The following is a 10,916-nucleotide window of genomic DNA, read 5'->3' as shown; positions in this document are numbered from 1 at the left end:
CATAACAGGCCTCAAGACACGAAAACAGGGTGTTTCACGTCCGTCTGCGCCGCCACAACGACCATCGTCTAGCTCCCCGAAACGCCAACCAGACGATCAGCTCCATAGTGACAATGACCCTCAACACCACCTGGGGGTTTGGAGCCGTCGAAACGAGACCGTCTAGCAACATCACGAGACCAGCTAGACGACCAGCAAAAGACACCGCGCCCTAAAAGCAGAAACGGGCTGATACGAGAACGAATCCTCGTATCAGCCCGAAAACAGGCCTAGCGATCGCGTTTAGTACTGCGGGTGGGAGCCTGTCAGCACGGCGCGTTTCTCGTCGCCTTCGCTGGTGGCGCGGACCTCGCCGAGCACCCACGCATCCACGTGACGGGCGGCCAGGATGGCCAGGGCGCGATCGCGGTCTTCCTCGGCAACGACGGCAGTCATGCCGACGCCCATGTTGAAGGTCTTCTCCATCTCCTCGTCCGGGACCTGGCCGACGGACTTGATGGTGCGGAAGATCGGACCTGGGGTCCAGGTGTTGCGGTACATCTCTGCGACAAGGCCCTCAGGAATGATGCGTTCCATGTTGCCTGCCAGGCCACCGCCGGTGACGTGGCAGAACGTGCGGACCTCGCACTCGGCGGCCAGTTCTAGGCAGTCGAGTGCGTAGATGCGGGTTGGCTCGAGAAGTTCCTCGCCGAGCGTGCGGCCCAGCTCTTCCATCTCGGCGTCCAGGGGCAGGCCGGCGCGCTCGAGAAGCACGTGGCGGGCCAGGGAGTAGCCGTTGGAGTGCAGGCCAGACGATGCCATACCGATGATGATGTCGCCCTCGCGGACCTTTTCAGGACCAAGCAGTTCCGAGGCCTCAACGACACCGACTGCGGTGGCGGAAACGTCGTAGTCGTCCGGCTCCATCACGCCGGGGTGTTCAGCGGTCTCGCCACCGAGCAGCGCACAGCCAGCCTGGACGCATCCCTCGGCGATGCCGCCGACGATTTCGGCGACCTTCTCCGGCACGACCTTGCCAATAGCGATGTAGTCCTGCAGGAACAGCGGCTCGGCACCACAGACGACAAGATCGTCTACGCACATTGCGACGAGGTCGATACCGATGGTGTCGTGCTTGTCCATCGCCTGCGCAATGGCCAGCTTGGTGCCCACGCCGTCAGAGCCTGCTGCCAGCAGTGGCTCCTTGTACTTGCCCAGCGCGAACAGGCCGGCAAAGCCGCCGAGGCTGCCACGAACCTCAGGACGGGTGGCGCGCTTGGCGTGCGGGGCGAACAGTTCGACGGCCTTATCGCCGGCCTCGATGGATACGCCGGCGGCCTCGTAGGAAACTGGGGTCTGCTCAGTGGTCATTAGGCTTCAGCACCTTTCTGGATGCGTCGGACAAGGTCGGCGTTGGGGTTACCGTCGGGCAGCCCCAGGGGGTATTTGCCTGTAAAGCAGGCGGCACAAAGGTTGTCTTCGTGTTGGTTCGTGGAGGCGATCATGTCGTCGATAGGCACGAACGCGAGCGAGTCCGCCCCGATCATGGTGCGGATCGACTCCGCGATCGCCTCATCGGAATCAGTACGGCCGTGGTTGGCGATGAGTTCGCCGGGGCTTGCGAAATCGATGCCGTAGAAGCACGGCCACTTCACCGGCGGCGACGCGATACGCACGTGCACCTCGGCGGCGCCGGCTTCGCGCAGCATGCGGATGAGTTTGCGCTGGGTGTTGCCGCGCACGATGGAGTCGTCGACAACGATGAGCTTTTTGCCCTCGATGACTTCGCGCACCGGGTTCAGCTTCAGGCGCAGGCCCAGCTGACGCAGGGTGTCCGACGGCTGAATGAAGGTGCGGCCGACATAGGCGTTCTTCATCAGGCCCTGCTTGAACGGGATGCCGGACTCTTCCGCGTAGCCGATGGCGGCGGGGGTGCCGGATTCGGGCACCGGCATTACCAGGTCGCCGTCCACCGGGGTGACGCGGGCGAGACGGCGGCCGATCTCGATGCGCGACAGGTTGACGGTCTGGCCGTCGATGATGGAGTCGGGGCGGGCGACGTAGACGTACTCGAACACGCAGTGCGCCTTCGGGGTCTCGGCGAAGCGTTCGGAGTGGACGCCCGCGTTATCAATCGCCACAAGCTCGCCCGGCTCGATATCGCGCACGAACGAGGCGCCGACGATGTCCAACGCACACGTCTCGGAGGCGATCACCCAACCGCCGTCGAGGCGGCCCAGCGACAGCGGGCGCACGCCGTGCGGGTCGCGCGCGGCGTAGAGGGTCTGGCCGTCGGTGACCATGAAGCAGAATGCGCCTTCGACGCGTGGGAGGAGTTCCCGTGCGGCGTCGAGAAGCGTCTTGTCCTCAGTGACCAGATCCGCCAGCAACGCAGACACCACAGCGGTGTCTGAGGACGAGCCCTGTCCATCCACGCCCGACGCCGGGATGAGCTTGCGCTCGATCGCTTCTTCTTCGAGTTCCTTGAAGTTCACCAGGTTGCCGTTGTGCGCCAACGCAATGTCGGTGCCATTGGGCGAGGTGCGGAACATCGGCTGGACGTTTTCCCAGGAGTTCCCGCCAGCTGTGGAGTAGCGGGTGTGGCCGATCGCCACATCGCCCTGCAACGCCTCCAGGACAGGTTCGTCAAAGACCTGGCTGACCAGGCCGGTGTCTTTAAACACCACGACGTTGTCCTTGTCGCCTACGGCAATGCCGGCGCCTTCCTGGCCGCGGTGCTGCAGCGCGAACAAGCCGAAATAGGTCAGCTTGGACACGTCCTCGCCCGGTGCCCAGACACCGAACACGCCACATTCGTCGCGTGGTTCGTCGTTGTTCTCGAAGTTGGTCTTCCCCGTGGGGCTCTTCGTATGCACGACAAACACTGTATCCGAGGAATGTCAGCGGAGGGCAATTACTGGAAGACCCGCCGCGATCTCGCCTGCGCGCGATCCGGAAGCATCCACGTTGCCTTGCGCGAGTTCTTCCTCGAAGGTGGTTAAACCGGTGGCCAGTCGCATCCATGTGCGGGGGTCCATCTCCACCACGTTTGGCGGCGTGCCGCGGGTGTGGCGTGGGCCTTCGACGCATTGCACCGCCACAAATGGGGGCACGCGCAGTTCCACGGAGTGGCCGGGGAGTTCTTCGGCGAGGGTGCGCGCGGTTCGTCGACAAGCATTTGCAATCTCGCTTCTCGACGACTCCTCATCCCCCTCGATCCATGCTTTGACCGCATCGACGGCCTGGCGTGTCAGTATCGGGTCCTGCTTTTGCACCATGTGGACCCATATTAAGGTGTCGGCATGTCCAAAACCCATGTAGTTGCTACCGAACGCTCCCCTCGCGTCACCCTGCGGTTTATGGCCTCCCCCACCGATGTGCTCCACTACGGCGCACAGGGTGTCTCCGGTGGTCGCGTGCTGGAGTGGATCGATAAGGCCGCCTACGCCTGCGCCGCCCAGTGGTCCGCCACCTACTGTGTGACCGCGTATGTGGGCCACATTCACTTCACCCGCCCGATCCCTTCGGGCCACATTGTGGAGGTGCGCTCGCGCATCGCCATGACGGGCCGTTCCTCGATGCACATTGTCAACGAGGTGCTTTCCGCCGACCCGCGCGAGGGCGTGTTCACCCGCGCCTGCGACTGCCTGGTCATTTTCGTGGCAAAGGACCCGGACACCGGCAAGTCCATGCCGGTGCCGACGTTCGTTCCGACGAATGCCGAGGAACGCCGCGTGGCCGAAGCAGCAAAGTCGCGCATCGACCTGCGCAAGGCCATTGAGGCGGAGATGGAGTCGCAGACATACACCGACGACTCCACGGCGCAGCGCATCGTGCACCGCTTCATGGCGAAACCAACCGATGTGAACTGGGGCGGCAACGTCCACGGTGGCACCGCCATGGAATGGATCGATGAGGCCGGCACGGCCTGCACCATGGAATGGTCCGGGGAGCGCACCGTCGCCGTCTACGCGGGTGGTATTCGCTTCTACCACCCGGTGCACATCGGCGACCTGATTGAGGTGGATGCGCGCATCACCCGTACGGATGCGCGTTCCATTCACACCTCAGTGCACCTGCGCGCAGGCGACCCGCGTGGTGGCCGCGACAACTTGAAGGATGCGATCCACGCGACGTTTACCTACATCGGCATGGATATCGACGGCACCCCGCTGCCGGCACGTAAGTTCACGCCGGTTACGGATGAGGACAAGCGCCTCTGGGATCACACGCAGACGCTGAAAGACCTGCGCGCACAATATGAGCCGGTGCCCATTGTGGAACAGGCACCGGCTATGCAGCGGACGGACTAGACGGCCGCGTTCGGCGCGGTTGCGGCTGCGAAGTGCGACGGCATGGTCGCAGCCCATGCATCGGCAAGCTCCTGCACGGAGATTTCTTCGCTGGCGACGCGCAGGACGCCGTCGCCAGTCGTGTCGCCAAGCACTGCGACCGGGATGCCGGCTGCGGTAGCACGCTCGACCGCTGCTTCTGCGCGGTCACGAGAGACTGCTACGAGCACGCGGGATGCGGACTCGGAGAACAGCGCGGTAAACGCGTCCTCGTACACACCCTCGAGGTTCAACTCAGCGCCCTTCTTGGAGCCGAGCAGCATCTCGAACACAGCCTGGGACAGGCCGCCCTCGGACAGGTCGTGTGCTGCTGCTACACCGGCTGCGTTACCACCGAGGAACTGTGCGAGGCGTTCCTCGTTAGCAAGGTCCACCTGCGGCGGAAGGCCTGACAGGCCAGCGCCGGAGATGTCCTGCCACACGGAACCGCCGAACTCGTCCTTGGTTTCGCCGAGCAGGACCAGGGTGAACTCCTCGTCGTCCGCAGGCAGGGCGTGCGGGATGGCCTGCGCAACGTCCTCGATAACACCGAGCACACCAACAACCGGGGTCGGCAGGATCGGGGTCTCGCCGGTCTGGTTGTAGAAGGAGACGTTGCCGCCGGAGACCGGGATTTCCAGTTCGGCGGAACCGTCTGCCAGGCCGTGGACTGCTTCGCGGAACTGCCACATCACGTCCGGGTTTTCCGGGGAACCGAAGTTCAGGCAGTTGGTTACCGCAAACGGGGTGGCGCCGGTGACGGCGACGTTGCGGTAGGCCTCTGCCAGCGCCAGGCGTGCGCCCATGTTCGGGTCCAGGTAGGTGTAGCGGCCCGATGCGTCGGCGGAGATAGCAACGCCGCGGTTGGTCTCTTCGTTGATGCGCAGCACACCGGAGTTGGCGTACTTGGCCTGCACGGTGTTGCCGCGCACGTAGCGGTCGTACTGCTCGGTGATGAAGTCACGCGAGCACAGCGCCGGGGAGGCAACCATCTTCAGCCAGGTGTCCTTGATGGTTGCCTGCTTATCGACGACACCACCGCCCTGCACCTCATCCAGCCACGCCGGACGTGCGTACGGGCGTTCGTAGACCGGGCCCTCGTCAATCGTTGACGGCGGCGCGTCCACCACGAGTTCACCGTTGTGGAATACCTGCAGGCGGTCCTTGTCGGAGGTGACCTCGCCGATGACGGAGGCCAGCACGTCCCACTTGGCGCAGATTTCCATGAACTTATCCACGTCCTCCGGAGCCACCACGGCGCACATGCGCTCCTGGGATTCGGAGGCGAGGATCTCTGCTGCGGACATGTTCTCAGCGCGCAGCGGCACGTTGTCCAGGTTGACGGTCATGCCGCCGTCGCCGGATGCAGCCAGCTCGGAGGTGGCACACGACAGGCCACCGCCGCCGAGGTCCTGAATGCCCTCGACCACGCCAGCTGCGTAGAGCTCGAGGCAGCACTCGATGAGCACCTTCTCTGCGAACGGGTCGCCCACCTGGACTGCTGGGAGCTTGCGCTCTTCGCCTTCCTCGAAGGTGGCGGAGCCCAGCACGGACACGCCGCCGATGCCGTCGAGACCGGTGCGGGAGCCAAACAGGATGACCTTGTTGCCGGTGCCGGATGCGAACGCGAGGTGGAGGTCTTCCACCTTGAGGGTGCCCACGCACAGTGCGTTGACCAGTGGGTTGCCGGCGTATGCGGCGTCGAAGACGGTCTCGCCGCCGATGTTCGGCAGGCCCAGGCAGTTGCCGTAGCCGCCGATGCCGTGGACCACGCCCGGAAGGACGCGCTTGGTGTCCTCGGCGTCGATCGGGCCGAAGCGGAGCTGGTCCATCACGGCGATCGGGCGGGCACCCATGGCCATGATGTCGCGGACGATGCCGCCGATGCCGGTGGCAGCACCCTGGTACGGCTCGACGAAGGAGGGGTGGTTGTGGCTTTCCACACGGAAAGTCACGGCGTCGCCGTCTCCGATGTCTACCACGCCAGCGTTCTCACCGATACCGGCGAGGATCTTCTTTTCCATCTCCTCGGTCATGGTCTGACCGAAGTAACGCAGGTGCGTCTTGGAGGACTTGTAGGAGCAGTGCTCCGACCACATCACGGAGTAGAGCGTGAGCTCCGCGTCCGTTGGGCGGCGGCCGAGGATTGCCTTGATCTTCGCGTATTCGTCATCCTGCAACCCGAGTTCCGCGTACGGCTGCTCAAGGTCAGGGGTGTCGACGGCGTTTTCAACAGTGTCGTTGTGCACAGTCATGGTCTTTTACGCTCCGATCTTCGAAATCGCGTCGATGGCGGAAGTGAACAGGCCCAACCCGTCGGTGGACGGCCCGGTGAGCGTCTCAATCGCGTGCTCCGGGTGCGGCATGAGCCCCACAACGCGGCCGGTTTCGTTAGTCACGCCGGCGATTGCGTTGATGGAGCCGTTGAAGTTGTCGGTGTAGCGGAAGACCACGCGGCCTTCCTTCTCCAGCGCCTCGATGGTTTCCGGGGACGCCTGGAAGCGGCCTTCGCCGTGCTTGGCGGGCACGTAGATGCGCTCGCCCAACTGGCTGGTCCATGCGGTGTCGTTGTTGGCTACTTCAAGGTAGGTGTCCACGCAGTGGAAGTTCAGGCCCTGGTTGCGGGTCAGCGCGCCCGGCAGCAGGCCGGCTTCGGTGAGGATCTGGAAGCCGTTGCAGATGCCAAGGACCGGCATGCCCTTCTTCGCGGCCTCCACAACAGCGCCCATCATCGGGGCCTGCGCGGCGATCGCGCCGGAGCGCAGGTAGTCGCCGTAGGAGAAGCCGCCCGGGACGACAACGGCGTCGACGCCAGTCAGGTCGTTGTCGGCGTGCCAGAGTTGCTTCGGCTCGGCACCGGCGAGGCGGACGGCGCGCAGCGCGTCAACGTCGTCGAGGGTGCCGGGAAAAGTAATGACTCCGATAGTTGCGCTCATCGCACAACCTCGAAGTCTTCAATCACAGTGTTAGTCAGCAGGGTTTCCGCCATGCGCTGCAGTTCGGCGTCGGTGACGGAGTCGTCCACCTCGATCTCGAATCGCTTGCCTTGGCGGACGTCGCTCACCCCCTCGACACCGATGCGGCCCAGTGCGCGCAGCACCGCCTGACCCTGGGGGTCAAGAATTTCGGCCTTGGGCATGACATTGACGACGACTCGTGCCATGAGAATCCTTCACATTTCGGGAGGTTGATCGACCTTTGCGGTACGGCAGCGAGTATATCGGACGGACAGACGCGTCCAGCAATATCGGATGACCGGCTACGTTAAGGGAATGTTTCGGGCTCGTCTGCTGTGGTTGGTGCTGGTGTCGTCGTTAAGCATCGCGCTTGTGCCACATGCTGAGGCGGTGGTGATCAACGAGGTCTACGGTGGCGGCAGCAATGCGCAGGCGCCACTGAACGCGGACTTTGTGGAACTGTTCAACCCCACCGGTCAGGACGTTTCAATCGACGGCTGGGAGCTGGAGCAGTTTTCCGCCAAGGGCAACTCCGGCACGGTGGTTGAGTTGTTCGGGGTGGTGCCGGCGGGTGGGTATTACCTGATCAGCGGGGTTTCCGGCGAGACGGGAGCCGATCTGCCGGCACCGGACCGCGAGGCTGCGTTTAACTTTTCTGCCACGAGTGCGGTTGCGGTGCTGCGCAGCACTGATGGCGAGGTAGACCGCGTGGCTTGGGGTGATACGCCACCCGATCTCGCGGAGGGCACCCCCGCCGAGAAGACGACGAATCAACTGTCCATCCAGCGCGTCACCGATGGCGCGGATACTGACAACAACGCCGCCGATTTCCGTGCGGGTGCCCCCACTCCGCGCAATTCCGGCATCGCACAGGCAGACCCGCGGGTGTTGACCATCGCGGAGATCCAGGGCACCGGCGCGGTCTCCCCGGTTGAGGGCACGACCGTCATCACCACCGGCGTAGTCACGGCGGTCTACGACGAGGGCGGTAAGCGCGGCTTCTTCATGCAAACAGGCGGCTCCGGCCAGCCGAAACAACCCGGTGACGCCTCGGACGGCATTTTCGTGTTCGTGGGCAAGCAGGGCCACTACCCCGCCCACGGCGATTCGGTGCGGGTGGAAGGCACGGCGAAGGAGTTCTACGGGCAGACCCAGATTTCAGCGAGCAGCATCACGCTTCTCGACGATCCCCTGCCCGCCCCAACACCCATCCCCCTCGATGCCCTACCGGCCGGCGACGCCGCCCGCGAGCCCTACGAGGGCATGCTCGTGCGCCCCGGCGCCTACACCGTGACCGGGAATTACAACCTGAACCAGTACGGCACCGTGGGCCTGGCGCCCGGCACCGAGCCCCACTTTTGGCCCACGGAGAAGATCCGCCCCGACGCCAATCAGGTCGCTGAGATGAACGAGCAGCAGGCGGCGGAATTCGTCAACCTCGACGACGGGCGCACCCGCAACTACACCAAAGAACCCGACGTGCCACTGCCGTACCTTTCCCCCACGAGGTCCATCCGCACGTTTGACACCGTGACCTTCCAACAGGATGTGGTGGTGGGCTACAACAACGGGGATTGGACGTTCCAGCCACTGCGCCCCGTCACCGGCCATACCCGCGCCGAGGACCTGCCAATCACCTGGGAGGATTCCCGCGCCGAGGTCATCGATGCGCCCACGAACGTCCGCGGTGACCTATCGATCGGGTTTTTCAACGTGATGAACTACTTCACCCACTTCCCCGACATCGACCCGGAGACCGGCTGCACGAACTGCCACCTGTTCCGCGGCGCGCACGACGCGGAGGCCCTCGCATTGCAAGAGGCGAAACTCGTGAACGCAATCAACCGGCTCGACACCGCCATCCTCGGCCTGTCGGAGGTGGAGAACACCGCCCGCACCACAGGCGATACCGCCCGGCGCGACGAGTCACTGCAGCACTTGGTCGATGCGCTCAATGCTGCGGCGGGGGAGGATCGGTGGGCGGTGGTGTCGTCGCCAAGCGAGCTTGGCACTCGCGAAGACGCGATCCGCGTGGCGTTTATTTACCAGCCGGCGAAGGTGCGTCCGGTTGGGCAGTCGCGCATTTTCGATGACTCCACGTTCACCGGCATCGCCCGCCAGCCGCTCGCCCAGGAGTTCGCGCCTGCCGCCGGCGGTGACCACATTGTTGCGGTGGTGAACCACTTCAAGTCCAAGGGCACAGTCTCGCGTAATGACGACGCCACCGCCGACGGCCAAGGCAACAACGCCCGACTCCGCGCAGACATGTCGCGGACGCTGCTGGAACACCTCGACATGCAAGACGACTGGCGCGACCTGCCCACGTTCCTCATTGGCGACTTCAACGCCTACTCCCAAGAAGACGCGATCGCCGTGCTCAACGACGCCGGCTACGCCACGATCCCGCAGGAACGCCCGTCGTATCAGTACGACAACAAGGTAGGCTCACTCGACCACGTGCTGGCCAACGATGCCGCGATGGACCTCGTGAAAGATTCCCTGGTGTGGGCGATCAACAGCGACGAACCGCTCATCGACGAGCCCGGGACCCCATTCCGGTCCTCCGATCACAATCCGGTGAAGGTGGGTTTCGACGCCACCAGCTCACAGTCGTTGTCGTACCTCCGCGCCGGGTGGATTGTGGGCGCAGTGTTGTTGATGGCACTGCTCGCAGCACTGGTTCTTCGTCCGAAACAGATTGAAAACAGTTTCCAATAGTGATTGAATACCGCGTATGCACAATCGTTTTCAGGCCAAGACCCTTGCCACGCTGGCTGCACTCACTCTTGCAGGCACCGCGCTGACCGCATGCTCTACGGAGTCCGAAGACGCGGCCGAAGGTTCCGGCATCATCGCCACCACCGGGGTGTGGGCAGATGTTGCCGCCGCCGTGACCGGGGAGGACGTGGATGCGATCATCACCGGCGACGCTGTAGACCCGCACCACTTCGAGCCGTCCGCCAAGGACCTGTCTCGTATCAAGGAGGCGGCGACGGTCGTCGCTAATGGTGGCGCCTACGACGCGGCCTTGTACACCGTCGCGGAGCAGGACCGCATCGTGCACGCCATTCCGCTGCTCGACCACGCAGAGCACGATCACGAGCACGCCCACAGCGATCACCTGCCGGAGTCCCTCGACGAGTTGGAGCACGCCTGGTTCGCACCGTCAAAGGTCCGCGAGGTAGCCGATGCGGTGGCGCAGCGTACCGGTGGGGATGCTGGGGTCGTCGATACGCGAATTGCTGCGATCGAGGAGAAGCTCGCTTCCGTGCCGCACGTGCACATCGGCATGACCGAGCCGATCGCCGCCGGGCTTGTATGGGGCACTGAACTGCACGACATCACCCCGGAGGAGTACGTCAAGGCCAGCCTGAACCACCAGGAGCCGTCTGCGGCTGCGGTGTCGGCGTTTTTGAACCAGATCAAACAGGGCGATCTGGACATGCTGTTTGTGAACCCACAGAGCACCAACAGCGCCACCGAGCGGTTGGCCGCTGTCGCGCAGATGAAAAATGTCCCCATTGTTGAGATTCGGGAAACTTCCCCGGCAGGCGAGAACTTCCTCGACTACTTTGAGAAGATCGTGGACCAAATCGTGGAGATCGCCAACAACGCCGAGCCGAGCTTCCACCACCATTAGTCAGGACAT

Annotated in this window: 9 protein-coding genes; 3 read left to right on the top strand and 6 right to left on the bottom strand. The window is 63.9% G+C overall.

The window, feature by feature from the left end; translation table 11 throughout:
• Positions 1–282: 282 nt before the first annotated feature.
• From purM to HMPREF3145_RS06955, 3 genes are read right to left on the bottom strand one after another with little or no spacing between them, the layout of a single operon-like run.
• On the bottom strand, positions 283–1,350 hold the full coding sequence (purM, locus tag HMPREF3145_RS06965; RefSeq protein WP_070422525.1) for a phosphoribosylformylglycinamidine cyclo-ligase: 1,068 nt from the start codon (positions 1,348–1,350) through the stop codon (positions 283–285).
• The gene (gene purF, locus HMPREF3145_RS06960; protein WP_070422524.1) at positions 1,350–2,864 is read right to left on the bottom strand and encodes an amidophosphoribosyltransferase; all 1,515 of its coding nucleotides are present in this window, start codon (positions 2,862–2,864) and stop codon (positions 1,350–1,352) included. The genes purM and purF overlap by 1 nt, the downstream gene beginning before the upstream one ends.
• A gap of 15 nt (positions 2,865–2,879) precedes the next feature.
• Positions 2,880–3,257 (bottom strand): sterol carrier family protein, encoded by a 378-nt coding sequence (locus HMPREF3145_RS06955; protein ID WP_070422523.1) that lies wholly within the window; start codon positions 3,255–3,257, stop codon positions 2,880–2,882.
• A gap of 24 nt (positions 3,258–3,281) precedes the next feature.
• On the opposite strand from HMPREF3145_RS06955, the gene HMPREF3145_RS06950 reads away from it, so the two are divergent.
• Positions 3,282–4,292: an acyl-CoA thioesterase gene (locus tag HMPREF3145_RS06950; protein ID WP_070422522.1), complete on the top strand. Its 1,011-nt coding sequence runs from the start codon at positions 3,282–3,284 to the stop codon at positions 4,290–4,292.
• On the opposite strand, the gene purL is transcribed toward HMPREF3145_RS06950, so the two are convergent.
• Genes purL through purS form a run of 3 tightly spaced genes read right to left on the bottom strand, consistent with a single transcriptional unit; the run spans position 4,289 to position 7,473 of the window.
• Positions 4,289–6,565, bottom strand: a complete 2,277-nt coding sequence (gene purL / locus HMPREF3145_RS06945; RefSeq protein WP_070422521.1) for a phosphoribosylformylglycinamidine synthase subunit PurL — start codon at positions 6,563–6,565, stop codon at positions 4,289–4,291. The two genes, HMPREF3145_RS06950 and purL, sit on opposite strands and share 4 nt — an antisense overlap.
• Before the next feature lie 6 nt (positions 6,566–6,571).
• Entirely contained in the window at positions 6,572–7,246 is a 675-nt protein-coding gene (purQ, locus tag HMPREF3145_RS06940; protein ID WP_070422520.1) for a phosphoribosylformylglycinamidine synthase subunit PurQ, read from the bottom strand.
• Entirely contained in the window at positions 7,243–7,473 is a 231-nt protein-coding gene (gene purS / locus HMPREF3145_RS06935; protein WP_070422519.1) for a phosphoribosylformylglycinamidine synthase subunit PurS, read from the bottom strand. The genes purQ and purS overlap by 4 nt, the downstream gene beginning before the upstream one ends.
• A gap of 109 nt (positions 7,474–7,582) precedes the next feature.
• Between purS and HMPREF3145_RS06930 the strand changes: the two genes are divergently transcribed.
• Both HMPREF3145_RS06930 and HMPREF3145_RS06925 read left to right on the top strand, forming a co-directional pair.
• A complete protein-coding gene (locus HMPREF3145_RS06930) occupies positions 7,583–9,985 on the top strand; it encodes an ExeM/NucH family extracellular endonuclease (RefSeq protein ID WP_083279436.1) in 2,403 nt (800 codons plus the stop codon).
• Between the two features lie 16 nt (positions 9,986–10,001).
• On the top strand, positions 10,002–10,907 hold the full coding sequence (locus tag HMPREF3145_RS06925; RefSeq protein WP_083279435.1) for a metal ABC transporter solute-binding protein, Zn/Mn family: 906 nt from the start codon (positions 10,002–10,004) through the stop codon (positions 10,905–10,907).
• Positions 10,908–10,916: the final 9 nt, after the last annotated feature.

The sequence above is a fragment of the Corynebacterium sp. HMSC05C01 genome (assembly GCF_001807155.1).
In the GTDB taxonomy this organism is placed as follows: Bacteria; Actinomycetota; Actinomycetes; order Mycobacteriales; family Mycobacteriaceae; genus Corynebacterium; species Corynebacterium coyleae.
Note: the sequence above shows the minus strand (reverse complement) of the source record. Positions and strands in the feature narration are given on the sequence as shown.

Excerpts from the sequence above, each read along its gene's own strand:
- purM (WP_070422525.1), bottom strand. The coding sequence starts at position 1,350 with ATGACCACTGAGCAGACCCCAGTTTCCTACGAGGCCGCCGGCGTATCC.
- HMPREF3145_RS06955 (WP_070422523.1), bottom strand. The coding sequence starts at position 3,257 with ATGGTGCAAAAGCAGGACCCGATACTGACACGCCAGGCCGTCGATGCG.
- HMPREF3145_RS06950 (WP_070422522.1), top strand. The coding sequence starts at position 3,282 with ATGTCCAAAACCCATGTAGTTGCTACCGAACGCTCCCCTCGCGTCACC.
- purL (WP_070422521.1), bottom strand. The coding sequence starts at position 6,565 with ATGACTGTGCACAACGACACTGTTGAAAACGCCGTCGACACCCCTGAC.
- purQ (WP_070422520.1), bottom strand. The coding sequence starts at position 7,246 with ATGAGCGCAACTATCGGAGTCATTACTTTTCCCGGCACCCTCGACGAC.
- purS (WP_070422519.1), bottom strand. The coding sequence starts at position 7,473 with ATGGCACGAGTCGTCGTCAATGTCATGCCCAAGGCCGAAATTCTTGAC.
- HMPREF3145_RS06930 (WP_083279436.1), top strand. The coding sequence starts at position 7,583 with ATGTTTCGGGCTCGTCTGCTGTGGTTGGTGCTGGTGTCGTCGTTAAGC.
- HMPREF3145_RS06925 (WP_083279435.1), top strand. The coding sequence starts at position 10,002 with ATGCACAATCGTTTTCAGGCCAAGACCCTTGCCACGCTGGCTGCACTC.